We start from the raw sequence: 25,685 nt of genomic DNA, 5'->3' as shown, positions 1-25,685 counted from the left end.
CTACCTCACTCCGACAGCGGGTTCGAGCACGGGTACGTCCCACGGGTCCTGAGCGGGACGCAGGAGCTCGAAGCGGACACCTCCGCCGACACCGTCCGTCCGGACCCCGTGCACGGCGGGCTCGGGCAGGCTGTTGTAGTGGAACGGCGTCGAGAAGTAGTAGGCGCCCGTGTCCGGGACGGCGATGAGGTCACCGGGCTCCAGCAGCGGCAGCGCACGGTCGCGCGCCAGCAGGTCACCGGCGAAACAGGCAGGTCCCGCGATGTCCTGACGGACCGGCCCACCCCGCTTGGCCCTGCCGCTTCCCTCGTGCGCCTCGATGCGCAGGGGCCAGGCGTCGGGGTTGAACACCGTCCGCGTGGCGACCTGCACCCCGGCGTGGGTGACCGCGATCGGCCGGCCGCCCATGCTCTTCGTGTACTCCACGTACGCGGCGGTGAACCCGTTCTTGGCGAGGACGGACCGCCCGAACTCGGTGACGAGTTCGTACCCGCCGGAGAACAGGGCGGGAGCTTGGGCGCGCAGGTGCCGGACATACGTGTCGAAGGTCGGCGTGGTCTCGTCGTCGGCGAAGTTGACGGGGAGACCACCGCCGATGTCGATGCCGACGACTTGGCGCCGCCCCAGCGAGGCGTTGACCTCCTCGGCGAACGCCACGGCCTGCGCGACCCCGCCGGCCATGAGGTTGAGCGGGCAGCCCTGCGAACCGGCGTGCGTGTGCACCCAGGTGAGCCACGGGTGGTCGTGGTACGCGCGCAGCAGCCGCTGCCGGCTTCCCGGGTCCGCCAGGGGCACGCCGAACTTCGACGTGCTCGTCGCCGTGCTCATCGCGGCGATGCTGCCGCCGCCGAGCTGGGAGTTGACGCGCACCCCGATCCGCGAGAGCGGGACGCTGTCGCCGAGCGCCTGGTCGATCCTCGCCAGTTCCTGGTAGTTGTCCACGTTGACGGTCACCCCCAGGTCGAGGGCGTGCCGCAGTTCGGCCTCCGTCTTGGCCGGTGAGTCGAAGACGATCCGCTCCGGCGCGAATCCGGCGGCCAGTGCGCGGGCCAGCTCGCCCTCGGTGGCCACCTCGCAGCCCATGCCGAGCCGCCGCAGCTCCGCCAGCACCGGCACCAGACAGTTCGCCTTGGCCGCGAACGCGTGCAGGACACCGGGAGAGGAGGGGAAGGCTCGATGCAGGGAGGCGACGGTCGCCGCGACGCCGTCCAGGTCGACGAAAGCGGCCAGTGGGGACCGCTCGGCGTCCAGCAGTCCCTGCCGCACCGCCTCCTGGAGGATCCGTTCGCGTCGCTCGGCGGCAGTCAGTCCGGTCATGGTGTGCCCTTCCGGTGTCGTAGGCGCGGCGCCCCGGACCGCCCGGGGTGGACCACCAGGCTCCTGTCCGCACCCGGCCGGCGTCATCGTCGAATCGTCAAAGCCGTGAGCCGCACGAGCGGTGGCTGACGGCGACAACCCACGCGCCGGGCACAGGCGTTGTCCGATACGACAACGGGGCAGCCCCCTGGATGGTGGCCGCGGCCAAACGACCGACCGCCCGTGTGGACGAGCCTCGGTGCGGGCGTTCAGAGGCGGGTGCCGCCGGCCTCGCCACCCAGACGCAACTGCACCTGGGCCAGCAGCCGGGCGTCGGGGCTGTCCAGATCCAGCCCGGACACCTGCGTGATGCGGCGCAACCGGTAGCGCAGGCTGTTGGAGTGCACGCCCAGGGCACGCGAAGCGGCGGACACGTCACCGAAGTGGTCGAGGTAGGCGCGCAGGGTCTCCACCAGGCAGCTGCCGCCGTGCTCGGCGTCGAACTCCCTCAGCCGGGCCACCGACGTCCGCGCCGGCAGAGACAACTCGCGCAGGGCGTCGACGACTTGGAGGATGCCCACGGTGTCCGCGACGTCCTCGCTGCGCGCCACGGTGTGCGGTCCGCCGGACGCGATGAGCGCCTGGAGGGCCTGCTCGGCCGACCTGCGGGACTCGGGCGCCCGTGCCAGGCCGGGGACCACGTCACCGAGCCCTGCCTTCACCGTCGTGCCGATCGTCGCCGACAGCTGCTCGGCCAGGGCGTTCCCGAGCCGTCTCACCTGGGCGTCGGCCCGCTGCGGGTCGCCTTCCAGCCCGGTCAGCAGCACCAGGGTCCTGCCGCCCGCCGGAACCACCACGACCCGGTGGCCGAGGGCCGCGCAGTGCAAGGTCAGCAGGCCGTGCAGCCCGGCCGGATTGTCGTCCGCGGGGCGGCCGGTGCCGGTCCCCACCGCCAGGACGGCACAGGGCTCCCGGGGCGGCAGCCAGGCCCGCTCCGCGAGCACCTCGACCGATCCGCGGTCCTCCAGCAGCGCCCGGGCCGCGTCCTCCACCAGCCGGCCCTCGGAGCGGTGGGTGCGGTGGTGCAGCAGATGGGCGGCGGCGGCCCGGACCGCCGCGCGCAGTGTCTCCGCGGCGTCCGGCGACAGCGGCCGGCCGGCCACCGCCGCCACCCAGATGGATCCGAGCGCCTCTCCGCCCGCCCGCACGGCACCGACCAGACGCTCCGGGTCCTGTCCTCGGGCGGGCCGGTGCAGCACATCGTCCGCACCCCACAGCGCCTGGAAGAACCCCGCCTCCCGCATGGCCGCCACCCGCCAGGGCGGCACGCGACGGCCGAGGATGGTCAGCCGGCGCATCTCGTCGACGTTCTCCTCCGTGGAGGAGTAGGCCAGCACCCGCGACTCCGTGTCCTCGATCGTCACCGAGCCTCCCACCAGGGCGGCGACCGCGTCGGCCAGCGAGTCCAGATCGCCCAGGCGCACATCGCCGGCCATGGGCACCGCGGGCGCGCCCGCCGCGGCCAGTCCCGCCCTCAGCACCCCCACCAGTTGCGCCCACGTGCACCAGGCGGTGCGGAAGAGCACCGCCGTGCCGCTCTCCTGCGCGACCGCCTGCAACGCCCGCGCGGCGGCCTCCGGACGGCCCGGACCGAACACCACGCCCGCCGCACCGGCCTCACCCGCCTGCCGCACCACGTCGACCGCGTGCGCGGAACGCGGGTCCACTCCGACGGCGAGCAGCAACTCCCGCGCACGGATCGCCGGTTCCAGGGCGTCCAGCACATGGACACCCGTGACCTTCGTGCGCAGTCCCTCCGGGGCCGTGTGCAACTCCACGGCCCCCGCCCCCACCACCGAGAGCAGACGCTCCAGCGTCCCTCCGTCCTCGGCGCCCGGGCCCCGGCCCGACGATTCCCCCAGGTCCGTCACGGTGCCTCCCCGTCCCTGCCCGACCGTGCCGCTGCCCGGCGGCCGTTCGGAGACCACGTATGACATCACGGGCCCGGTTCCCCGTCGAGGGGCCTTCGGGGCACACGGAGGCGCCGACGGCGCGCACCGCGGGGAGCCGCGCGCCCCTAGTGCATCCTCCCCAGGACCTCCCGCATCCGCCGGACGTCCCGGATCCGCTGCTCGTACGTCGCCCCCAGAGCCAGCAGCAGGACGCCGGCCAGGGCGGGAGGCGCCCAGCGGGGGAGGGCCCCCGTCACCTGAACGACATACGGGGCGAGTTCGTGCAGGGCCACCAGGGCCAGCACCCAGCCGCCGAGCACCAGCGGCGCCCGCAGCCGGTACCGGGCGCCCAGCAGGGTGATCAGCAGCGCCGCGACGCCCAGCAGCAGCGGCCGGGTCCACATCGGGTCCGCCCAGGCCGCCACCAGGCTCGGCAGGAGGGTCGCGGCGAGCCCGGCGCCGTACGCCGTCCAGGAGGAGGCCTGAGCGTCGCGGCGCCGCCGCAGCGCTCCGACGAGCAGCGCAGGGACGGTCACCGGAAGGGTGTAGGCCTCCGGTGTGCCCACGTCCCAGGCGGCAAGGCGGACCCAGGCGGCCAGCACGAACAGGGCCGTGGCCGCGTAGCCGACGGGACGGCGCTCGGCGCGCAGGGCCGTGCCCGCGGCGATCACCCCGCACAGGGCCAGCACCAGCGCGAGCATCGGGGGGTCGGTGAGCACCAGAGCCACCGCGAACAGCCCGAGGGCGGCCCCCACGGTCTCGACCGGCACCGTCGCCCGGGACGCGCCGAGACGCGCCGCCAGCAGGGCCGCGGCAGCGGCGACCAACAGGACCAGCAGGGCGGTCCGGGCCGCCGGCCAGTCCGCGGCGGCACCCGACGCCGAGGCCAGCGCGCCGGCGTACACGACGGACACCGGGGCGGTGAACGGGGCGACGTCCGCCCGCCACGAGGCCGCGGCGAACAGCGTCGTCAGCGCGGACAGCACGGCGAGGGTCGCGGACTGGGACGCGAGGGAGACCAGGGTGAGACCGGCGGCCGTGACCAGGGCGAGGACGAGTGCGGTGACCTGCGCGGCCGACGCCGTGATCCGGCACGCGTACAGCGCGGCCCCCGTCAGCACGCCCAGGACCAGCAACCCGGCGGCGTACGGGAGTTCCAGGATCGCCGCGAGGATCAACGCCGTGGCCCAGAGCAGGCCGAGAGCACCGAGCCGGGCCCGCGGGCGCCACACCTCCGTGCGGACCGCCAGGGCGAGCACCGCCGCCACGGCCACCAGCACCACCGGAGCCGCCGTCGCGTGCGGCGGCCAGGGCACGTCGACGGTCACCGCCGCACGGGCGTCCGACGGCGCACCGCTCCACACCCGGGCCAGCCGGCCGGCCGGACCCAGCAGCACCACCACGACCACGGGCAGGGTCGTCAGCACGGCCAGCGCCTGTACGGCACCGGAGGCCCACGCAAGCCCCCGCCGCAGCGCGTCCGGCAGCCGCCCGGCCCGGACCGCCGCCAGCAGGGTGATGCCGACGGCGAGATGAGCCGGGACCACCCACGCCGACGGCACCACGGAACGCACCACACCGCCGAGCGCGCCCACGACGAGCAGCCCGGCCGTGACCGCGAGGCCGAGGGCGTGCCTGACGCCCGGACCCCGCCGGGCCGAACCCACGGCGATCACCGCCGCGAGCAGGAGCAGCGCCCCGGCACGGCAGGCGTCACCGGGACCGCCGGCCGTCACGGACAGCCAGCTGGCCCCCAGAACGCCCCAGCCCCCCATGCCGTAGGCGCCGACGACGGCGGTGATCCGCACCGCCCCGGCCGTCAACCGCGCCACCGCCACCGCGTCCAGCCCGGCCGTCACCAGCATCGCGGCCGTGATCAGGTGGGGGCCTGCGTCGGCGGCCACGGCCCACAGCAGAAGCGGGGACTGGGCCGCCGCCAGGGCGCAGGGCAGGGGCAGACGCAGCGCGGACGTGGCCGGCAGCAGGCCGTACGCCGTCCAGGCCGCCGCGAGCACCGCGGTCGCGGCGGCCGCGTACCCGGTCCCGTCCGTTCCGGCGAGGGCCGCCGCGTGCAGCGCGTAGGCGTCCAGGACCGTCAGGGCGAGCCCGAGGCCCGCCACGGACTCGGCCGTCGACCGCAGCCCCCGCTTCAGCAGGGCCACGGGCGCGGCGAGGGTGGCCAGCGTGACCGCGCCGAGCACCAGGGCCCGCCCGGCGATCCCCATGTGCCCCCAGCTGACCAGGGTGAACACCGCCGCCGCGAGCGTGAGCAGGACACCTCCGAGGACCAGCAGCACGTTCTGCACGCTGGGCGCGGCCGTCTCCGGCCGGGCCGGTGCGGCCTGCGGCGGCCACGGCGATGCCTGGGCGTGCGGGCGCTGCTGTGCTTGGTGCAGGGCCGCTACCAGCCAGGCGCGGCGGGTCAGCAACTGGGCGCGGCGGGCGTCCAGTTGTCGGAGCTCGGCATCGAGGAGCCGCAACTCCTCGGCCGGGGGCGGAAGGTGGGTCATGGACCGCAGTGTGGTCCGGGTCACCCCGCACGGCATGAGTGCCGCTACTCAGGCGCGTACTCAGACAGCCCACGTCACGAGTGGGCAGACTGCGGGAATGGACTGGAACCACTACCGCTTCCGCAGTCGGTGGACCCTGCCCGCACCCCCCGCCACCGTGTACGGCGTGCTGGAACGCCCCGAGGACTATCCGCACTGGTGGCGCCAGGTGAGGGAGGTGACCCGGCTCGACGACACCACCGGCGTGATCCGCATCCGCTCCGTCCTGCCGTACGACATGACCTTCACGGCGCGCGAGGTGCGCCACGACCCCGCGGCCGGTGTGCTGGAGACGTCCCTGTCCGGGGACATCGAAGGCTGGGCGCGCTGGACCGTGACACCACGCGGGAAGGGCAGCCTCGCGCGGTACGACCAGGTCGTCCGCGTGCACAAGCCGCTGCTGCGGCGGCTCGCCGTGCCGGGACGCCCCGTCTTCCGCGTCAACCACGCGCTGATGATGCGTTCCGGGCGGCGCGGACTCCTCAGGCACCTGCGAGCGGTTTGAAGGAAGCGTGCCCGGGCCTGTATGGTTCAGTGCGTTCCCGGGCGATTAGCTCAGTGGGAGAGCGCTTCGTTCACACCGAAGAGGTCACTGGTTCGAACCCAGTATCGCCCACCGGAAACAGCCGGTCCGTCGCAGACGGACCGGTTTTTTCACGCCCGCGCGCCCCTGTGGGCCCCGCGTCCGGCGCGCCGGACGCTCAGGCCGCCGCCGGCAGACCCGGACGCAACGGCCACGCCGGGTCGACCGCCTCGTCCACACCGCTGCGCGCGAACCACGCCTGCAGACCCCGCGCCTGCGCCGCGTGCCACACCGCCTGCAGCGTGTGCAGCTCACCCGGGGCGAGGCGCTCCAGCCGGGACGCGAACCGGCGGCCCACCGCCCGGGTGACCTCCAGCGCCGCCACCGCGTCGGCCGCCGCGTCGTGCGCGCCCTCCAAGGCGACGCCGTAGTGTGCACACAGGTCGGTCAGGGTCCGGCGGCCCTTGCGGTAGCGGTCCAGGTGCTTGTCCAGGACCCGCGGGTCCAGCACGGACAGCTGCGCCGACTCGAACCAGCGGCCGAGCGCCGAAGCCCGATGCCGGCGCAACTCCCGATCCAGCAGGGTCAGATCGAACGGCGCGTTCATCACCACGACCGGCCGCCCCGCGTGCGCCTGCTCGGCCAGCGCCTGCGCTATCTCGTACATCACCGGCGCCGGCCACCGGCCGTTGCGCTGCAGGTGCTCCTCCGTCAGCCCGTGCACCGCCGTCGCCTCGGCGGGCACCGGCACCCCCGGGTTCACCAGCCAGCGGCTCACCCGCGGCCGGATGCCCGGCGCATCCTGGACCACGACGGCGGCCGACACGATCCGGTCGGTCTCGACGTCCACGCCCGTCGTCTCCGTGTCGAAGGCGGCCAGCGGCCCTTCGTACCAGCACGTCGTCATCGCCACACAACCCCTCGTTCACCTTCGGCAGTTGACGCACCGTCCGCTGCCCGATCCGGTGATACCCGGGCTGTTTGCGCCGTACGCCGGAAGGAGACAACAGGAGTACGGGTTGATGCAGTTCAGCGGCCCGCAGCGGGGAATCACTTGTTCTGGAAGGCTGTTGGCCATGGCCATTGCGCAGCCCGAACGGGGCGGGCTGCTGCCCGAGCGCACGGCTCCCTCTCGCGGCACTCTCGCCACCACCGCCTGCATGGAGACACTGCAGGTCGGCTATCTGCACGCCGTCGCGGCCGCCGCGGGCTGTTCGCTGTCCCAGCCCTTTCCCGACAACGGCATCGACTGGCACGTCAGCCACAGCGCCCCCGGGCACACGGTCGACGACGAGGTCACGATCAAGGTGCAGCTCAAGGCCACCTCCCAGGTGCCGCCCCACCCTCCGGGCCGCACCTTCTCCTTCACGCTCGACAACGACCACCTGGCGAAGCTCGCCCGCACCCCCGTGTCGGTCCACAAGATCCTGGTGGTGATGCTGGTGCCGCGCTCCCGGGACGACTGGCTGCGCGCCGGCCACGACCGGCTCGACCTCAGGCACTGCTGCTACTGGACCAACCTCGCCGGACAGCCGATCACCGGCCGCCGCCGCACCACCGTGCGCATACCGACCTCACGCATCTTCGACGACCGGGCCCTGTGCGAGATCATGACGCGGGTCGGGACGGGAGGGAAACCGTGACGCACCGCCCGACCGAGGAACCACTGCGGCAGGTCCGGCCGCACCCCGTCGACACCACCTGGAACGGCGCCCCGCCCGAGCCCGCCGACATCGACCCGGACGTGCTGGGCACCCTGCTGCGCCGGCACGGCTGGCAGCGCCGCGGCGGCGCCCCGGGACGCTACGGCCGCTGGACCCCGCCCGGCCCGGGCGCCGGCGGCACCAGCCTCCTGGTGCCGGAGAGCCGCGCCTTCCCCGACAGCGGCGAACTGCTCGGCGAGGCCCTGCTCGCCCTGTCCCGCAGCGGCTCGCCGTCCGCCCGTGAGGTGCTCGTCTCCCTCGCCGTGCCCAGCGACGAGATCCGCTGGTGGCACGACGTCCCGGCCGGGCCCGCCGGCGCCGCGACCTGGACCGTCGAGGACCGGCTGCGCGGCGCCGCCCGCCGGATGCTGCTCGCCGCGGCCCTCGCCACCCGCGCCCGGGCCGGCTACCACGGCGCCCGGCACCGCCGCGCCGCCGCCGCGGCCCTGGAGAACGTCCTGGTCGGCTCCGCCGCCGACGGCCGCCTCACCGCGTTCGTGCCGGTGGCCGGCGGCCGCCCCCTCGCCGTACGCCTCCACCAGGCCCTGTTCGCCGCCCGGGAGGCCATCGACTACCAGCGGGCCACCGGCGGCATGGACGGCTTCGGCACCGCGGTGGAGGCAGGGGTGAGCCACGAGCTCACCGAGGCCCTGGTGGCGCTCGTCCGGGGCACGGAAGGCGCCCGGATCGCTGTCGAGTGGGCCCCGGCGGCCGGTGTGCCCGAGGGGTGCGCCGCCTCCGCCGAGCCCGTGGAGTTCTCACCCGGCGACCTGCCCGTGCTGCGCGAGGCGGGCGCCCGCTATCTGCGCGAGGAACCCGCCGTGCCGGTGCGGATCACCGGAGCGGTGGTACGGCTGCGCAGGTCCGGGCCGCGCGGCGAGGGCACGGTACGGCTGCGCGTGCTGGCCGGTGCCGACGTGCCGAACGTACGGATCACCCTCGACGAGGAGGCGTACCGGATCGCCGGGCACGCCCACCTCGTCGGACTGCCGGTCCGGGTGCAGGGGCGTCTGGAGAGCCGGGGCGGATTCCGCCGCCTCACCGGTGCCCACGGCGTCGTGCCCGTCCAGGTCGACGACGCCGAGCGGGACCGCATGATGAAGGAGCTCCACGAGAACCTCGACTTCTTCGAGGACGCCTGCGGAGGGGACTGAGGAGACCGGGGGAGAGGATGCGCGAGGCCCCGGGGAGGGGCCGGCGAGCCCTGTGGACGGGCACCGGCAAGGCCGGAGAGGGGGACCGGCAAGGCCGGGGACGGGGATCGGCAAGGCCGGGGACCGGCAAGGCGGGGGAAGGCGACCGGCGAGGGCCGGGAGGTCGACCGGCGAAGCCCGGGGGCAAGGGGCTGCGCAGATCGATTTCGCGTCGAGTGGTCCCGGGTCGGTACGATCCTTACTCGTGCGCGCGCTCGGGTATGGCGCCGCAGCCCCCTTCAGTCAGGAGAGACCGGTGTCAGACGTCCGTGTGATCATCCAGCGCGATTCCGAGCGGGAAGAACGCGTGGTGACGACGGGCACTACGGCCGCCGAGCTCTTCGCCGGCGAGCGTTCGATCATCGCCGCGCGCGTGGCCGGCGAGCTCAAGGACCTGTCGTACGCCCTGTCCGACGGCGACGAGGTCGAGGGCGTCGAGATCTCCTCCGAGGACGGTCTGAACATCCTGCGCCACTCCACCGCGCACGTCATGGCGCAGGCCGTGCAGGAGCTCTTCCCCGAGGCCAAGCTCGGTATCGGCCCGCCCGTCAAGGACGGCTTCTACTACGACTTCGACGTGGAGAAGCCCTTCCACCCCGATGACCTCAAGGCCATCGAGAAGAAGATGCAGGAGATCCAGAAGCGCGGGCAGCGCTTCTCCCGCCGCGTGGTCACCGACGAGGCCGCCCGCGAGGAGCTGGCCGGCGAGCCGTACAAGCTGGAGCTGATCGGCCTCAAGGGCTCCGCCTCCTCCGACGACGGCGCGGACGTCGAGGTCGGCGCCGGCGAGCTGACGATCTACGACAACCTGGACGCCAAGACCGGTGACCTGTGCTGGAAGGACCTCTGCCGCGGTCCCCACCTGCCCACCACCCGCAACATCCCGGCGTTCAAGCTGATGCGCAACGCGGCCGCCTACTGGCGCGGCAGCGAGAAGAACCCCATGCTCCAGCGCATCTACGGCACCGCCTGGCCCACGAAGGACGAGCTGAAGGCGCACCTGGAGTTCCTCGCGGAGGCCGAGAAGCGCGACCACCGCAAGCTGGGCAACGAGCTGGACCTGTTCTCCATCCCCGAGCAGATCGGCTCCGGCCTCGCCGTCTTCCACCCCAAGGGCGGCGTCATCCGCCGGGTCATGGAGGACTACTCGCGCCGCCGCCACGAGGAGGAGGGCTACGAGTTCGTCTACACCCCGCACGCCACCAAGGGGAAGCTCTTCGAGACCTCGGGCCACCTGGACTGGTACGCCGACGGCATGTACCCGCCCATGCAGCTCGACGAGGGCGTGGACTACTACCTCAAGCCCATGAACTGCCCGATGCACAACCTGATCTTCGACGCGCGCGGGCGTTCCTACCGTGAACTGCCGCTGCGCCTCTTCGAGTTCGGGACCGTGTACCGGTACGAGAAGTCGGGCGTCGTGCACGGCCTGACCCGGGCCCGCGGCTTCACCCAGGACGACGCGCACATCTACTGCACCCGCGAGCAGATGTCCGAGGAGCTCGACAAGACGCTCACCTTCGTGCTGAACCTGCTGCGCGACTACGGCCTGACCGACTTCTACCTGGAGCTGTCCACCAAGGACCCGGAGAAGTTCGTCGGCTCGGAAGAGGCCTGGGAGGAGGCCACCGAGACGCTGCGCCAGGTCGCCGAGAAGCAGGGCCTGCCGCTGGTGCCCGACCCGGGCGGCGCCGCCTTCTACGGCCCGAAGATCTCCGTCCAGGCCAAGGACGCCATCGGCCGCACCTGGCAGATGTCGACCATCCAGCTCGACTTCAACCTGCCCGAGCGCTTCGACCTGGAGTACACGGGCGCGGACGGCACCAAGACCCGCCCGGTCATGATCCACCGCGCGCTGTTCGGCTCCATCGAGCGCTTCTTCGCGGTCCTCCTGGAGCACTACGCGGGCGCCTTCCCGGCGTGGCTGGCCCCCGTCCAGGCGGTCGGCATCCCGATCGGCGACGCGCACGTGGAGTACCTGGAGAAGTTCGCCGCCGCGGCCCGGAAGAAGGGCCTGCGCGTGGAGGTCGACTCCTCCTCCGACCGCATGCAGAAGAAGATCCGCAACGCCCAGAAGCAGAAGGTGCCCTTCATGGTCATCGCGGGCGACGAGGACATGTCCCACGAGTCCGTGTCCTTCCGCTACCGCGACGGCTCGCAGGAGAACGGCATCCCCTTCGACGAGGCCATCGCGAAGATCGTGAAGGTCGTCGAGGAACGCGCTCAGGTCTGACCGAACCGTGCACGGGCCCCCGGGGGAGATCCGGGGGCCTTTGCCGTCCCCCCAGCTCGACGCCATATGCTGCACTGCATGACGAGTGAGCCGGAGCAGCAGCTGGGAGTGGGGACGCAGGACGCGTTCCAGCGTCTGTGGACGCCCCACCGGATGGCCTACATCCAGGGTGAGAACAAGCCCACCGGCCCGGGCGCCGGCGACGGCTGCCCCTTCTGCTCGATCCCGGCCAAGTCCGACGAGGACGGGCTCGTCGTCCGGCGCGGCGAGCAGGTCTACGCGGTGCTCAACCTCTACCCGTACAACGGCGGCCACCTGATGACCGTGCCCTACCGGCACGTCGCCGACTACACGGACCTCACGGCGGGGGAGACCGCCGAGCTCGGCGAACTCACCAAGCAGGCGATGACGGCCCTGCGCACGGCCTCCGGCGCGCACGGCTTCAACATCGGCATGAACCAGGGCACGGTCGCGGGCGCAGGCATCGCCGCACACCTCCACCAGCACATCGTGCCGCGCTGGGGCGGCGACACGAACTTCATGCCGGTGGTGGGACACACGCGGGTGCTGCCGCAGCTCCTGGCCGACACACGGAAGATGCTGGCGGAGGCCTGGCCGACCGTTTGATCCCGGCCGGGGTGGACTTCCCGGCCCGTCCGGCGCTCGAGGGCGAAGCCGTTCAGGCCGATGGGGGTCCGGGGGCGCAGCCCCGGGAACACCGGCCCCCACCGTCCCGCGGACGATCGACTACGCGTCGTACACATCCGCCTTCTTCGGTGAGGCCTCCTGCACCGCCCCACTGAGCGCCGCCGACCTGGACCCGAACTTCTCCACGTCCACGCCGTTCTCCCGCAGCACCTTCAGCGCCGCCGCATGCACCACCCGCAGCACGGGCGTCGCAGCCCGCAGCGCGTCGTCGGCCATGAACCGGTGCCGCCAGGGCTGGTCGGCCCACGCGTGGCGCAGACCGAACGGCTCCGGCAGCGTCAGACTGCCGCCGAGCCAGTTCAGCAGCGGCGGGTACCAGGTCAGCGGGGCGCGCGCGGCCAGCCGCACCACCTCGTCGGCGTCGATCAGCGGCAGCTTCACGGTCCGGGTCTCCCAGAACCGGAAGGCCTTCTGCACCGCCTTCTCCTTGGCCGCCGGCTTCTCGTTGAACAGGGAGTTGACCGGCCCCAGAGCATGCCCGGTGACCTCGATGCGGAGCGTGTCGTGCAGCACGGTCACCGTGATCAGCATCGTGATCACCAAGTGGCCGTCCCACAGGGTCCACTGCACACCCAGGTAGTGCCGGTCACCGCTGCCGAACTGCTGCTTGTTGCAGATGTCCTGTATGGCGTGCGTGCGCACCGTGTACGCGTCGACGTCCGTACCGCTCGGCCGGGACACCTCCGTCGCCTTCTCGCCGATCGGCGTGACGACCCAGTGCGTGATCGACGGCTTGGGGAAGCCGCCGGTGTTGATGGACGTACGCTCCAGCATCCCGAGCCCGCCCTGGATCGCCACGATGACGTCCCAGCTGCGGAAGGGGTGGAACTCCTTGCCCGGCTCGGCGGAGACCAGCTCCTCGGCCAGCTGCCAGCTGCCCCACCGCGTGCCCATGCCGAGGATGCCCTTGGGGCCGGCGTAGAAGACCGAGTTGGAACGCTGCTCGGCGGCCAGCCGGGCCAGCTCCTTGCGGACCTGCTCGGCCGCGTCACCCGGGTTGCCGGGGACCGCCTCGGGGATCTTGGCGCCGACACCGCCGCCCGACAGCAGGCTCGACCAGCGCTCCCGCAGGTCCCGGGCGGTCCGCTCGCAGATCTGCTTGGCCCAGAACCAGCCGACGACCGGCATGATCACCGCGGCGCGGCCGTACAGGGCCCAGAAGCCGCTGAACGGCATACGGATCAGGAACAGCACGGCGAGCGCGCCGACGGCGACCAGCAGGGTCGTGGCGAGGGCGCCCGTGCGCTTGTCCTCCCGCTTGGCCATGGTGGTGCGCAGCGTGAACACCAGCAGCCACACGAGGAAGCCCGGCAGGAACAGCAGCCCGCAGATCACCGTGATCGCCGAGAGCCAGTTGTCGCGGTCGCGGCGGATGCGGTGGGCCGCCAGGCAGTGCTCCACGACGACCTGCGGCTCGATGCCGAAGGACTGGATGACCGGATTGCGCCCGGCACCCAGCATCCGGTCGATCACCGCACGGGAGAAGGCCTCACCGAACCTGGGCCGGAAGATCTTCGCCCAGGGGCGCGGGGGGGTCACCTTCGACTGGTGCCACTCGTTGTCCGCCTTCAGGATCTTGGTGACCTCGTCGTCGCGGTACGCGGCGGCGGCCAGCGCATAGGTCGCCGCCGTCTGGCCGCTCGCACCCGCGAGAGGCACCTGGGCCCCCGGGCTGAAGTCGAATCCGTCCGTCACTGCCGCCCCCATCGCTGCCGCATCCGCATCTGCGGCCTTCCCGACTTCCGCGCTCCGCACACCTGTTGATCAGGTCATCAGCGTATCCGTCCGCACCGGCGAGCGGGGGCGGGCGGCCCGTCAAGCCGCCCGCCCCCGCGGAGGGGAGCCCCCAGGAGGGAACTTGGTGGCACCCGGCGCCAACTACGAGGCCACGCGCTCCTCTTCACGCACCCGGTCCGCCACCTGCTGCGGCATCGGTTCGTGCCGCGCGTACCGCCGGCTGAACCCCGCCGTGCCGTGCGCCATCGACCGCAGGTCGATCGCGTACCGGCCGATCTCGATCTCGGGCACCTCGGCCCGGATCAGCGTGCGCCCGCCGGGCGTCTGCTCGGTGCCGAGCACCCGCCCGCGCCGCCCCGACAGGTCGCTCATCACGGCGCCCACGAACTCGTCGCCGACCAGCACCGACACCTCGGCCACCGGCTCCAGCAGATGGATCCGCGCGTCTGCCGCGGCCTCCCGCAGCGCGAGCGCGCCCGCCGTCTGGAAGGCGGCGTCGGAGGAGTCGACCGAGTGCGCCTTGCCGTCCAGCAGGGTCACCCGTACGTCGATCAGCGGGTACCCGGCAGCGACCCCCTTGGCCGCCTGCGCCCGTACGCCCTTCTCCACCGACGGGATGAACTGCCGGGGCACCGCGCCGCCCACGACCTTGTCGACGAACTCGATGCCGGACCCGCCGGGCAGCGGCTCGACCTCGATCTCGCAGATCGCGAACTGCCCGTGTCCGCCGGACTGTTTGACGTGCCTGCCGCGGCCCGTCGACTTGGTCGCGAACGTCTCGCGCAGGGACACCTTGTGGGGCACGACGTCGACCTGGACGCCGTAGCGGCTGCGCAGCCGCTCCAGGGCGACGTCGGCGTGCGCCTCGCCCAGGCACCACAGGACCACCTGGTGGGTGTCCTGGTTCTGTTCCAGCCGCATCGTCGGATCCTCGGCCACCAGCCGGGCCAGGCCCTGGGACAGCTTGTCCTCGTCCGGTTTGCTGTGCGCCTGGATGGCCAGCGGCAGCAGCGGGTCGGGCATCTGCCACGGCTCCATGAGCAGCGGATCGTCCTTGGCGGACAGGGTGTCGCCGGTCTCGGCGCGGCCCAGCTTCGCCACGCAGGCCAGATCACCCGCGATGACGTGCGACACGGGCCGCTGCTGCTTGCCGAACGGCGTGGACAGGGCGCCGATCCGCTCGTCGACGTCGTGGTCCTCGTGCCCCCGGTCGGCCAGGCCGTGCCCGGACACGTGGACGGTCTGGTCGGCGCGCAGGGTGCCGGAGAACAGCCGGATCAGCGACAGCCGCCCCACGTACGGGTCGGAGGAGGTCTTCACGACCTCCGCGACCAGCGGAGCGTCCGGATCGCACGGCTTGAGCTCGCGCGGCTTGCCGTCGATGGTCGTGACCCGCACCGTCTCGTGCTCCAGCGGTGTCGGGAAGCCTCGCGTGATCAGCTCCAGCAGCTCCAGGGTGCCGAGCCCCTGCCGGGCGCCCTCGCCTGCAGGCGCGGCGGCCAGGACGGGGAAGAAGACGCCCCGCGCGACGGCCCGCTCCAGGTCCTGGATGAGCGTGGCGACGTCGACCGGCTCCCCGCCGAGGTAGCGGTCCATGAGGGTCTCGTCCTCGCTCTCGGCGATGATCCCCTCGATGAGCCGGTTGCGGGCCTCCTCGATCACCGGCAGCTGGTCCTCAACCGGCTCGGACTCCTTGCGCTCGCCGGTCGAGTAGTCGAACAGTTTCTGCGACAGCAGCCCGATCAGGCCGGTCACCGGCGCGTGCCCGTCCGGTGCCGGGGGGCCGTGCAGCGGCAGGTAGAGCGGCAGGACCGCGTCGGGGTCGTCCGCGCCGAAGGCTTCCGCGCAGGTCCGGGTCATCTCCTCGAAGTCGGAGCGCGCCGACTCCAGGTGCGTGACGACGATGGCCCGGGGCATCCCCACGGCCGCGCACTCCTCCCACACCATGCGGGTCGAGCCGTCCACGCCGTCCGAGGCCGAGACGACGAAAAGGGCCGCGTCCGCCGCGCGCAGACCGGCCCTGAGCTCACCGACGAAGTCGGCGTATCCGGGGGTGTCGAGGAGATTGACCTTGATGCCGTCCCACTCGACGGGCACCAGGGAGAGCTGTACCGAGCGCTGCTGCCGGTGCTCGATGTCGTCGTAGTCGGAGACGGTGCCGCCGTCCTCCACGCGGCCCGCCCGGTTCACCGCCCCCGCCGTGAGTGCGAGGGCCTCCACCAAGGTGGTCTTGCCCGATCCGGAGTGGCCGACCAGCACCACATTCCGTACGGACTGAGGGTGGTCGGCCGCTTGTGCCCTGCCGGCGGCCCCAGGGTGTGTCTGTACCTTGTCGCCCATGATCCTGCCTCCCGTGCACGGTGAGGTCACTGTGGGCGCGGACTCGCGGGAGCCGCGTGCGGTGGCGGCTCCGGCGACGCCCGCGGTCATTCGACCTTCCCACTCCCGTCACGGTGCGTCCATACGAACGACGTGATCCCACCGCCCACCAGCGGCTCGCGGGTTCCCCCGAAAGGGGTCCGGGTGCCCGCACCTCGCCCATGCGCGCGCGTGACTACGATGGGCCAGCCGGTGGCCAGCAGGGGCCAGACGGCGACACCGACCCTCGGGAAGGCCATGCTGAACAAGTACGCGCGTGCATTCTTCACGCGTGTCCTCACACCGTTCGCCGCGTTTCTGATCCGGCGGGGGGTCAGCCCCGACACCGTCACGCTCATCGGCACCGCCGGTGTGGTCGCGGGCGCGCTGGTCTTCTACCCCATGGGCGAGTTCTTCTGGGGCACGGTCGTGATCACGCTGTTCGTGTTCTCCGACCTCGTCGACGGCAACATGGCCCGCCAGCTCGGCCGCTCCAGCCGCTGGGGCGCCTTCCTGGACTCCACGCTCGACCGGGTCGCCGACGGGGCGATCTTCGGCGGCTTCATCCTCTGGTACGCCGGCGGCGGTGACGACCTGGTGCTCTGCGCCGTCTCGATCTTCTGCCTGGCCAGCGGGCAAGTGGTGTCGTACACCAAGGCCCGCGGCGAGTCGATCGGTCTGCCGGTCGCGGTCAACGGGCTCGTCGAGCGGGCCGAGCGGCTGGTGATCTCCCTGGTCGCGGCCGGACTCGCGGGCCTGCACAAGTTCGGAGTGCCCGGCATCCAGTACCTGCTGCCCGTCGCCCTGTGGATCGTCGCCGTGGGCAGCCTCGTCACGCTGATCCAGCGGGTCGTCACGGTCCGCCGCGAGTCCGCCGAGGCCGAGGCCGCGGCCGCCGCGCAGCAGGACGGGCAGGGCGGCGAGGACGAGCAGCAGAACGCCTCCCACGGGAGCGAGGCGGCCACGTGAGCGCTCAGGACCGGCTGACGGACGCGCTGTACGGCCTCGGCTGGGGCACGGTCAAGAAGCTCCCCGAGCCGGCCGCCGCACGGCTCGGCCGGACCATCGCCGACCTGGCCTGGAAGCAGCGCGGCAAGGGCGTCCAGCGCCTGGAGAGCAACTACGCGCGCGTGGTGCCGGACGCGAGCCCCGAGCGCCTGGCCGAGCTGTCCCGCGCGGGCATGCGCTCCTACCTGCGCTACTGGATGGAGTCGTTCCGCCTCCCCGCCTGGAGCAAGGAACGGATCAGGGGCGGCTTCGACCCCAAGGACCTGCACCACCTCACCGAGGGCATGGCCGCCGGCAAGGGCGTCGTACTCGCCCTGCCGCACCTCGCCAACTGGGATCTCGCCGGAGCCTGGGTCACCACGAAGCTCGGCATCCCCTTCACCACGGTCGCCGAACGCCTGAAGCCCGAGACGCTCTACGACCGGTTCGTCGCCTACCGCGAGGGCCTCGGCATGGAGGTCCTGCCGCACAGCGGCGGCACCGCCTTCGGCACCCTGGCCCGGCGGCTGCGCGACGGGGGCCTGGTCTGCCTGGTCGCCGACCGCGACCTGTCCGCCTCGGGCGTCGAGGTGGACTTCTTCGGCGACACGGCCCGGATGCCGGCCGGCCCCGCCCTGCTCGCCCAGCAGACCGGTGCCCTGCTGCTGCCCGTCACCCTCTGGTACGACGACTCGCCCATGATGCGGGGCCGCGTCCACCCGCCGGTCGAGGTGCCCGAGTCGGGTACGCGCGCCGAGAAGACGTCCGTCATGACACAGGCGCTGGCCGACGCCTTCGCCACCGGGATCGCCGACCATCCGGAGGACTGGCACATGCTGCAACGCCTGTGGCTCGCGGACCTCGACCCCGCGAAGGGACGCCCGTGAGAATCGGCATCGTCTGCCCGTACTCCTGGGACGTACCGGGCGGCGTCCAGTTCCACATCCGTGACCTCGCCGCGTACTTCATCCGCCTCGGTCACGAGGTGTCTGTGCTGGCCCCGGCCGACGACGACACCCCGCTGCCGCCGTACGTGGTCTCGGCCGGGCGCGCGGTGCCGGTTCCGTACAACGGGTCCGTGGCCCGGCTGAACTTCGGCTTCCTGAGCGCCGCGCGGGTGCGCCGCTGGCTGCACGACGGCGCGTTCGACGTCATCCACATCCACGAGCCGACCTCCCCGTCGCTGGGCCTGCTGACGTGCTGGGCCGCCCAGGGGCCGATCGTCGCCACGTTCCACACGTCGAATCCCCGCTCACGCGCGATGATCGCCGCGTACGCGATCCTCCAGGCCGCCCTGGAGAAGATCAGCGCCCGCATCGCGGTGAGCGAGTACGCCCGCCGCACGCTGGTGGAGCACCTCGGCGGCGACGCGGTCGTCATCCCCAACGGCGTCGACGTCGACTTCTTCGCCGAGGCCGAGCCCAAGGCCGAGTGGCAGGGCGACACCATCGGCTTCGTCGGGCGCATCGACGAGCCCCGCAAGGGACTCCCGGTGCTGATGAAGGCGCTGCCGAAGATCCTCGCCGCGCGCCCGCAGACCCGGCTGCTGGTCGCCGGGCGCGGTGACGAGGAGGAGGCCGTGGCGTCCCTGCCTGCCGAACTGCGCTCCCGGGTCGAGTTCCTCGGCATGGTCAGCGACGAGGACAAGGCCCGCTTCCTGCGCAGCGTCGACCTGTACGTCGCGCCCAACACCGGCGGGGAGAGCTTCGGCATCATCCTCGTCGAGGCCATGTCCGCCGGCGCCCCCGTCCTCGCCTCCGACCTGGACGCCTTCGCCCAGGTCCTGGACCGCGGAGCGGCCGGCGAACTGTTCCCCAACGAGGACGCGGACGCGCTGGCCGACGCGGCCGTACGGCTCCTGGCGGACCCCGAGCGACGGGCGGAACTGCGCGCGCGGGGGAGCGCCCACGTCCGGCGCTTCGACTGGTCCACGGTCGGCGCGGACATCCTGTCCGTCTACGAGACGGTGACGGCCGGAGCGGCAGCGGTCGCCGAGGACGAGCGCACGACCGGGCTCTGGGGCCGGCTGGGGTTCGCGCGGGACTGAGACCGGGGGCGGCTGGGGTTCGTGCGGGGCGGAGACCGGGGGCGGCTGGGGTTCGCGCGGGCCGGCACCGGGTCTGCCGGGGGCAGCAGGGAGGCGCATGGGACTGACCCGGCGGGCCTGCCGGGGCCGCCCGGGGCGTGACGCCCGCCCGACCTGTCGGCCCCGCCTTGCGGCCACGCGTGGGGTGGGGGTGAACTCCGGGGGCGTCCGTGACGCTAGCCTTGCCGCCCGTGACCACCACTCTCATCTGGATCGCCGTCGCCCTGGTCGCGATCGGGCTCTACCTGAGCTGGACCGCAGGCCGGCTCGACCGCCTCCACGCCCGGATCGACGCCGCCCGGGCCGCCCTGGACGCGCAGCTGCTGCGCCGGGCCTCGGTGGCGCAGGAGCTGGCGACCTCGGGGGTCCTGGACCCTGCCGCCTCGATCGTGCTGTACGAGGCCGCGCACGCCGCCCGGCAGGCCGAGGAGGAGCAGCGGGAGGTCGCCGAGAGCGAACTGAGCCAGGCGCTGCGGGCGGTCTTCGGGGAGACCCCGCAGGTGGAGGCCGTGCGGGAGGCACCCGGGGGAGAGGAGGCGGCCCGGGAACTCACCGAGGCGGTCCGCAGGGTGCCGATGGCCCGGCGCTTCCACAACGACGCCGTACGGGCGGCCCGTGCCCTGCGCCGGCACCGCAAGGTCCGCTGGTTCCGCCTGGCCGGCCACGCCCCCTTCCCGATGGCCTTCGAGATGGACGACGAGCCTCCCGCGGCCCTGGTGGACCGGGCCGCCTGAGCCCCGTTCACCCGGCGTTTTCCCGCCGCCCGCCGGAAAAGGATCCACGGCGTTCCCATTGGCCCTTGATGTGGCCTGGTCCTCTCACGTTTCCTCAGTGCTTGCAGAAACCCTCTTTACCCATCAGCGAGGTCACCCGTGTCCATCTCCGAAAACCAGGCTCCCGAGACCGGTACCGCCCGTGTGAAGCGCGGCATGGCCGAGCAGCTCAAGGGCGGCGTCATCATGGACGTCGTCACGCCGGAGCAGGCGAAGATCGCCGAGGACGCGGGCGCCGTCGCGGTCATGGCCCTGGAGCGGGTCCCGGCCGACATCCGCAAGGACGGCGGCGTGGCCCGCATGTCCGACCCGGACATGATCGAGGGCATCATCGACGCCGTCTCGATCCCGGTCATGGCCAAGTCCCGCATCGGCCACTTCGTCGAGGCCCAGGTCCTGCAGTCCCTCGGGGTCGACTACATCGACGAGTCCGAGGTCCTCACCCCGGCCGACGAGGTCAACCACTCCGACAAGTGGGCCTTCACCACGCCGTTCGTCTGCGGTGCCACCAACCTGGGCGAGGCCCTGCGCCGCATCGCCGAGGGCGCCGCGATGATCCGCTCCAAGGGCGAGGCCGGCACCGGCAACGTCGTCGAGGCCGTCCGCCACCTGCGCCAGATCAAGAACGAGATCGCCCGCCTGCGCGGCTACGACAACAACGAGCTGTACGCCGCCGCCAAGGAGCTGCGCGCGCCGTACGAGCTGGTCAAGGAAGTCTCCGAGCTCGGCAAGCTCCCGGTCGTGCTGTTCTCCGCCGGCGGCGTCGCCACCCCGGCCGACGCGGCCCTGATGCGTCAGCTCGGCGCCGAGGGCGTCTTCGTCGGCTCCGGCATCTTCAAGTCCGGCGACCCGGCCAAGCGCGCCGCCGCCATCGTGAAGGCCACCACCTTCTACGACGACCCGAAGATCGTCGCCGACGCGTCCCGCAACCTCGGCGAGGCCATGGTCGGCATCAACTGCGACACCCTCCCCGAGGCCGAGCGCTACGCCAACCGCGGCTGGTAAGGCACAGGAATCCATGAGCGACACCCCCGTCATAGGCGTCCTGGCCCTCCAGGGCGACGTACGGGAGCACCTCGTCGCCCTGGCCGCGGCCGACGCCGTGGCCAGGCCGGTGCGGCGCCCCGACGAACTCGCCGAGGTGGACGGTCTCGTCCTCCCCGGCGGCGAGTCCACCACCATCTCCAAGCTGGCCGTCCTGTTCGGCCTGATGGAGCCCCTGCGCGCACGCGTACGGGACGGCATGCCCGTGTACGGCACCTGCGCCGGCATGATCATGCTCGCCGACAAGATCCTCGACCCGCGCTCGGGCCAGGAGACCATCGGCGGGATCGACATGATCGTGCGCCGCAACGCCTTCGGACGGCAGAACGAGTCGTTCGAAGCGGCCGTCGACATCCGGGGCGTCGAGGGCCATCCTGTGGAGGGCGTGTTCATCCGCGCCCCCTGGGTGGAGTCCGTCGGCGCCCGGACCGAGGTGCTCGCCGAGCACGACGGCCACATCGTCGCCGTCCGTCAGGGCACCGCGCTGGCCACGTCGTTCCACCCGGAACTGACCGGTGACCACCGCGTCCACGCCCTGTTCGTCGACATGGTGCGGGCGAACCGGACAGCGGACTCCTTGTAGGATTCCTGCGTTCGTTGCTGAGATGGGTTACGCGAAGGAGACAGGCAGATGTCCGGCCACTCTAAATGGGCCACGACGAAGCACAAGAAGGCCGTCATCGATGCCAAGCGCGGCAAGCTCTTCGCGAAGCTGATCAAGAACATCGAGGTCGCGGCGCGGATGGGCGGCGTCGACCTCGAGGGCAACCCGACGCTCTACGACGCCGTCCAGAAGGCCAAGAAGCAGTCGGTCCCGAACAAGAACATCGACTCCGCGATCAAGCGCGGCGGTGGTCTCGAGGCCGGCGGCGCCGACTACGAGACGATCATGTACGAGGGCTACGGCCCGAACGGCGTGGCCGTGCTCATCGAGTGCCTCACCGACAACCGCAACCGCGCGGCCTCCGAGGTCCGCGTCGCCATGACCCGCAACGGCGGCTCCATGGCCGACCCGGGCTCGGTGTCCTACCTGTTCAACCGCAAGGGCGTCGTGATCGTCCCCAAGGGCGAGCTGACCGAGGACGACGTGCTCGCGGCCGTGCTCGACGCGGGCGCCGAGGAGGTCAACGACCTCGGCGAGTCCTTCGAGGTCCTCAGCGAGGCCACCGACCTGGTCGCGGTCCGCACCGCCCTCCAGGACGCGGGCATCGACTACGACTCCGCCGACGCCAACTTCGTCCCGACCATGCAGGTCGAGCTGGACGAGGAGGGCGCCAAGAAGATCTTCAAGCTGATCGACGCGCTCGAGGACAGCGACGACGTGCAGAACGTCTTCGCCAACTTCGACGTGAGCGACGAGGTCATGGAGAAGGTCGACGCGTAGCGCCGGGCTCCACCGAGTCAACGGGCCGACGGGACACACCCCGTCGGCCCGTGGCGTTGTCGGTGGTACCCGATAGCCTGCACAAACAGGTGAGCGAAAGGGAGGGCGCGTGCGCGTACTGGGGGTGGACCCGGGGCTGACCCGGTGCGGTGTCGGCGTGGTGGAGGGCGTCGCCGGGCGGCCGCTCACGATGATCGGCGTCGGCGTCGTCCGTACGCCGTCCGACGCCGACCTCGGCCACCGCCTCGTCGCCGTCGAGCAGGGCATCGAACAGTGGCTGGACGAGCACCGGCCGGAGTTCGTCGCCGTCGAGCGCGTCTTCAGCCAGCACAACGTCCGTACGGTGATGGGCACCGCCCAGGCCAGCGCCGTCGCCATGCTCTGCGCCGCCCGCCGCGGGATCCCCGTGGCGCTGCACACCCCCAGCGAGGTCAAGGCGGCCGTCACCGGAAGCGGCCGGGCCGACAAGGCACAGGTGGGCGCCATGGTGACCCGGCTGCTCCGGCTCAGCGCACCGCCCAAGCCCGCCGACGCGGCCGACGCCCTCGCCCTCGCCATCTGCCACATCTGGCGCGCACCCGCGCAGAACCGACTCCAGCAGGCCGTCGCCCTGCACACATCGAAAGGCCGGACGGCATGATCGCCTTCGTCAGCGGCACAGTGGCCGCACTCGCCCCGGACGCCGCGGTCGTCGAGGTCGGCGGCGTCGGCATGGCCGTCCAGTGCACGCCGAACACGCTGTCCACGCTCCGCATGGGCCAGCCGGCCAAGCTGCACACCTCCCTGGTCGTCCGCGAGGACTCCCTCACGCTGTACGGCTTCGCGGACGACGACGAGCGGCAGGTCTTCGAGCTGCTCCAGACCGCGAGCGGCGTCGGGCCGAGACTCGCCCAGGCCATGCTCGCCGTGCACAGCCCCGACGCGCTGCGCCGAGCCGTGTCGACCGCCGACGAGAAGGCGCTCACCACCGTCCCCGGCATCGGCAAGAAGGGCGCCCAGAAGCTCCTGCTGGAACTGAAGGATCGGCTCGGCGCGCCCGTCGGCGCCCCCGTGGTCGGCGCACCGGTCAGCTCCGGCTGGCGCGACCAGCTGCACGCCGCCCTGATCGGCCTCGGGTACGCGACCCGGGAAGCCGACGAGGCCGTGACCGCCGTGACCCCGCAGGCCGAGGCCGCCGGGGGCACGCCCCAGGTGGGGCAGCTGCTGAAGGCGGCCCTGCAGACGCTGAACCGCGCCCGCTGACCGCGCCCGCCGATCCACGACCCTCTGAGGCACTTTCATGAACTGGGACGACACGACCGACACCACCGCCGGCGAGCGGCTGGTGGACTCCGTCGCCGACCGTGACGACCAGGCCGTCGAGGCCGCCCTGCGCCCCAAGGACCTGGACGAGTTCATCGGTCAGGAGAAGGTCCGCGAACAGCTCGACCTCGTCCTGCGCGCTGCCCGCGCGCGCGGCGCCACCGCCGACCACGTGCTGCTCTCCGGCGCCCCCGGCCTCGGCAAGACCACCCTGTCGATGATCATCGCGGCCGAGATGGGCGCCCCCATCCGCATCACCTCGGGTCCCGCCATCCAGCACGCCGGCGACCTCGCCGCGATCCTCTCCTCCCTCCAGGAGGGCGAGGTCCTCTTCCTCGACGAGATCCACCGCATGTCCCGGCCCGCCGAGGAGATGCTGTACATGGCGATGGAGGACTTCCGCGTCGACGTCATCGTCGGCAAGGGCCCCGGCGCCACGGCCATCCCCCTGGAGCTTCCGCCCTTCACCCTGGTCGGCGCCACCACCCGGGCCGGCCTGCTGCCGCCCCCGCTGCGCGACCGCTTCGGCTTCACCGCCCACATGGAGTTCTACGAACCGGCCGAACTGGAGCGGGTCATCCACCGCTCGGCCAACCTCCTGGAGGTGGAGGTCGAGCCGGAGGGCGCCGCCGAGATCGCCGGACGCTCCCGCGGCACGCCCCGTATCGCCAACCGGCTGCTGCGCCGCGTCCGCGACTACGCGCAGGTCAAGGCCGACGGGCTGATCACCCGGGACATCGCGGCGGCCGCCCTCGCGGTGTACGAGGTGGACGCGCGCGGCCTCGACCGCCTCGACCGCGGCGTGCTGGAGGCCCTCCTCAAACTGTTCGGCGGCGGCCCGGTCGGCCTCTCCACGCTCGCTGTGGCGGTGGGGGAGGAACGTGAGACCGTGGAGGAGGTCGCCGAGCCCTTCCTCGTACGGGAGGGCCTGCTGGCCCGGACCCCCCGCGGCCGGGTGGCCACACCCGCCGCATGGGCGCACCTCGGCCTCACCCCGCCACGTTCCCAGAGCGCCGGAAACGGACAAGGGGACCTGTTCGGGGCGTGACGACGCCGTCACGCCCGCGGGGCGGCGAGGTCAGTGGCCGGAGGGGGAACCCCGGTGCCATGCTGAGCGTTGTTCCATGCGCGCGGACTCGCTTAGACTCCGCCGATGCCGCCTTTGACGGCGGCGTACACACCCCCAACCATCTGGCCGCTCACAGCGCGGTCGTGTGAAGGAAGTACCGACCCGTGAGTCTCCTGACCCTCCTCCCGTTCATCGTGCTCATCGGGGCCATGTTCCTGATGACCCGATCGGCCAAGAAGAAGCAGCAGCAGGCCGTGGAGATGCGGAACCAAATGCAGCCCGGCAGCGGCATCCGCACCATCGGGGGCATGTACGCCACGGTCAAAGAGGTGAACGAGGACACCGTCCTCGTCGACGCCGGTCCCGGCGTCGAGCTCCTCTTCGCCAAGAACGCCATCGGCGCCGTCCTCACCGACGACGAGTACAACCGCATCGTCCACGGCATCGAGCACGACCTGAAGTCCGACGCCGACCTCGTCCCGGACGACGCCTCCTCCCTCACCGGGTCCGACGACTCCGCCGCCGACGCCCCCGCTGACGACAAGGCCGTCGACCTCGGCAAGAAGGACGCGGCCGACGAGCAGTCCGACGAGGCGACCGAGGCGAAGACGGACGCGGAGCCGAAGAAGACCGACGGCGACTCCGAGGCGAAGTAGTCGTGGGCCCGGGGGGGGGGGGGGGCGCCCCCCCCCCCCCCCCCCCCCCCCCCCCCCCCCCCCCCCCCCCCCCCCCCCCAAACCCCCCCCCCCCCCCCCCCGGGGCCGGGGCCCCGGCGGGCGGGGAGGAGG

At 72.5% G+C, this 25,685-nt stretch carries 22 protein-coding genes and 1 tRNA gene; 17 read left to right on the top strand and 6 right to left on the bottom strand.

Annotated elements, in window-relative coordinates; genetic code table 11:
* The 3 genes from ACFZDI_RS32425 to ACFZDI_RS32415 all read right to left on the bottom strand — a co-directional run bounded on the left by ACFZDI_RS32425 (position 1) and on the right by ACFZDI_RS32415 (position 5,758).
* Positions 1-1,317, bottom strand: coding sequence for a diaminopimelate decarboxylase (locus ACFZDI_RS32425; RefSeq protein WP_391255488.1), 1,317 nt, complete (start codon positions 1,315-1,317; stop codon positions 1-3).
* Positions 1,318-1,565: 248 nt separating this feature from the next.
* Positions 1,566-3,227, bottom strand: coding sequence for a helix-turn-helix domain-containing protein (locus ACFZDI_RS32420; RefSeq protein ID WP_234850619.1), 1,662 nt, complete (start codon positions 3,225-3,227; stop codon positions 1,566-1,568).
* Between the two features lie 146 nt (positions 3,228-3,373).
* A complete protein-coding gene (locus tag ACFZDI_RS32415) occupies positions 3,374-5,758 on the bottom strand; it encodes an SCO7613 C-terminal domain-containing membrane protein (protein ID WP_391255485.1) in 2,385 nt (794 codons plus the stop codon).
* A 97-nt stretch (positions 5,759-5,855) separates the two neighbouring features.
* On the opposite strand from ACFZDI_RS32415, the gene ACFZDI_RS32410 reads away from it, so the two are divergent.
* Together ACFZDI_RS32410 and ACFZDI_RS32405 are read left to right on the top strand one after the other, a co-directional pair.
* On the top strand, positions 5,856-6,302 hold the full coding sequence (locus ACFZDI_RS32410; RefSeq protein WP_391255483.1) for an SRPBCC family protein: 447 nt from the start codon (positions 5,856-5,858) through the stop codon (positions 6,300-6,302).
* Between the two features lie 39 nt (positions 6,303-6,341).
* Positions 6,342-6,413: transfer RNA gene (locus ACFZDI_RS32405), tRNA-Val, on the top strand.
* Positions 6,414-6,498: 85 nt separating this feature from the next.
* On the opposite strand, the gene ACFZDI_RS32400 is transcribed toward ACFZDI_RS32405, so the two are convergent.
* A complete protein-coding gene (locus ACFZDI_RS32400) occupies positions 6,499-7,227 on the bottom strand; it encodes a 3'-5' exonuclease (RefSeq protein WP_234850621.1) in 729 nt (242 codons plus the stop codon).
* A gap of 169 nt (positions 7,228-7,396) precedes the next feature.
* On the opposite strand from ACFZDI_RS32400, the gene ACFZDI_RS32395 reads away from it, so the two are divergent.
* From ACFZDI_RS32395 to ACFZDI_RS32380, 4 genes are all read left to right on the top strand, one after another.
* Positions 7,397-7,963: a DUF4365 domain-containing protein gene (locus ACFZDI_RS32395; RefSeq protein ID WP_391255478.1), complete on the top strand. Its 567-nt coding sequence runs from the start codon at positions 7,397-7,399 to the stop codon at positions 7,961-7,963.
* Complete coding sequence (locus ACFZDI_RS32390) at positions 7,960-9,177, top strand: hypothetical protein (protein WP_391255475.1); 1,218 nt, start codon at positions 7,960-7,962, stop codon at positions 9,175-9,177. The genes ACFZDI_RS32395 and ACFZDI_RS32390 overlap by 4 nt, the downstream gene beginning before the upstream one ends.
* Before the next feature lie 295 nt (positions 9,178-9,472).
* Positions 9,473-11,449: a threonine--tRNA ligase gene (gene thrS / locus ACFZDI_RS32385; protein ID WP_234845053.1), complete on the top strand. Its 1,977-nt coding sequence runs from the start codon at positions 9,473-9,475 to the stop codon at positions 11,447-11,449.
* Between the two features lie 66 nt (positions 11,450-11,515).
* Entirely contained in the window at positions 11,516-12,076 is a 561-nt protein-coding gene (locus ACFZDI_RS32380; RefSeq protein ID WP_234845054.1) for an HIT domain-containing protein, read from the top strand.
* A 120-nt stretch (positions 12,077-12,196) separates the two neighbouring features.
* Here the strand turns inward: ACFZDI_RS32380 and ACFZDI_RS32375 are convergent, their stop codons facing one another.
* Together ACFZDI_RS32375 and ACFZDI_RS32370 are read right to left on the bottom strand one after the other, a co-directional pair.
* Positions 12,197-13,864: a cytochrome d ubiquinol oxidase subunit II gene (locus ACFZDI_RS32375; RefSeq protein ID WP_234845055.1), complete on the bottom strand. Its 1,668-nt coding sequence runs from the start codon at positions 13,862-13,864 to the stop codon at positions 12,197-12,199.
* Positions 13,865-14,035: 171 nt separating this feature from the next.
* A complete protein-coding gene (locus ACFZDI_RS32370; RefSeq protein WP_391255470.1) occupies positions 14,036-16,234 on the bottom strand; it encodes an elongation factor G-like protein EF-G2 in 2,199 nt (732 codons plus the stop codon).
* A 219-nt stretch (positions 16,235-16,453) separates the two neighbouring features.
* Here ACFZDI_RS32370 and pgsA point away from each other — a divergent pair, with 219 nt between their 5' ends.
* From pgsA to yajC, 11 genes are all read left to right on the top strand, one after another.
* Positions 16,454-17,221 (top strand): phosphatidylinositol phosphate synthase, encoded by a 768-nt coding sequence (gene pgsA / locus ACFZDI_RS32365; protein WP_391255942.1) that lies wholly within the window; start codon positions 16,454-16,456, stop codon positions 17,219-17,221.
* Positions 17,218-18,126 carry a phosphatidylinositol mannoside acyltransferase gene (locus tag ACFZDI_RS32360; RefSeq protein WP_234845057.1) on the top strand — a complete coding sequence of 303 codons (909 nt, stop codon included), beginning with the start codon at positions 17,218-17,220 and terminating at the stop codon, positions 18,124-18,126. Before pgsA ends, ACFZDI_RS32360 begins: the two co-directional genes overlap by 4 nt.
* On the top strand, positions 18,123-19,286 hold the full coding sequence (locus ACFZDI_RS32355; RefSeq protein WP_385665297.1) for a glycosyltransferase family 4 protein: 1,164 nt from the start codon (positions 18,123-18,125) through the stop codon (positions 19,284-19,286). Before ACFZDI_RS32360 ends, ACFZDI_RS32355 begins: the two co-directional genes overlap by 4 nt.
* A gap of 230 nt (positions 19,287-19,516) precedes the next feature.
* Entirely contained in the window at positions 19,517-20,059 is a 543-nt protein-coding gene (locus ACFZDI_RS32350; RefSeq protein WP_234845059.1) for a hypothetical protein, read from the top strand.
* Positions 20,060-20,197: 138 nt separating this feature from the next.
* Positions 20,198-21,103: a pyridoxal 5'-phosphate synthase lyase subunit PdxS gene (pdxS, locus tag ACFZDI_RS32345; protein ID WP_053668287.1), complete on the top strand. Its 906-nt coding sequence runs from the start codon at positions 20,198-20,200 to the stop codon at positions 21,101-21,103.
* 13 nt (positions 21,104-21,116) lie between these two features.
* Complete coding sequence (gene pdxT, locus ACFZDI_RS32340) at positions 21,117-21,725, top strand: pyridoxal 5'-phosphate synthase glutaminase subunit PdxT (RefSeq protein ID WP_391255465.1); 609 nt, start codon at positions 21,117-21,119, stop codon at positions 21,723-21,725.
* 48 nt (positions 21,726-21,773) lie between these two features.
* On the top strand, positions 21,774-22,526 hold the full coding sequence (locus ACFZDI_RS32335; protein WP_234845061.1) for a YebC/PmpR family DNA-binding transcriptional regulator: 753 nt from the start codon (positions 21,774-21,776) through the stop codon (positions 22,524-22,526).
* A gap of 109 nt (positions 22,527-22,635) precedes the next feature.
* Positions 22,636-23,166 carry a crossover junction endodeoxyribonuclease RuvC gene (gene ruvC / locus ACFZDI_RS32330; RefSeq protein ID WP_391255462.1) on the top strand — a complete coding sequence of 177 codons (531 nt, stop codon included), beginning with the start codon at positions 22,636-22,638 and terminating at the stop codon, positions 23,164-23,166.
* Positions 23,163-23,768, top strand: coding sequence for a Holliday junction branch migration protein RuvA (gene ruvA / locus ACFZDI_RS32325; protein ID WP_391255459.1), 606 nt, complete (start codon positions 23,163-23,165; stop codon positions 23,766-23,768). The genes ruvC and ruvA overlap by 4 nt, the downstream gene beginning before the upstream one ends.
* Positions 23,769-23,805: 37 nt before the next feature.
* Positions 23,806-24,876 carry a Holliday junction branch migration DNA helicase RuvB gene (ruvB, locus tag ACFZDI_RS32320; protein WP_391255457.1) on the top strand — a complete coding sequence of 357 codons (1,071 nt, stop codon included), beginning with the start codon at positions 23,806-23,808 and terminating at the stop codon, positions 24,874-24,876.
* Between the two features lie 185 nt (positions 24,877-25,061).
* On the top strand, positions 25,062-25,553 hold the full coding sequence (gene yajC, locus ACFZDI_RS32315; RefSeq protein WP_234845065.1) for a preprotein translocase subunit YajC: 492 nt from the start codon (positions 25,062-25,064) through the stop codon (positions 25,551-25,553).
* Positions 25,554-25,685 lie beyond the last annotated feature (132 nt).

This window comes from Streptomyces sp. NPDC007907 (assembly GCF_042959365.1).
Classification (GTDB): domain Bacteria; phylum Actinomycetota; class Actinomycetes; order Streptomycetales; family Streptomycetaceae; genus Streptomyces; species Streptomyces indiaensis.
This window is presented reverse-complemented; position numbering and strand designations above follow the sequence as displayed.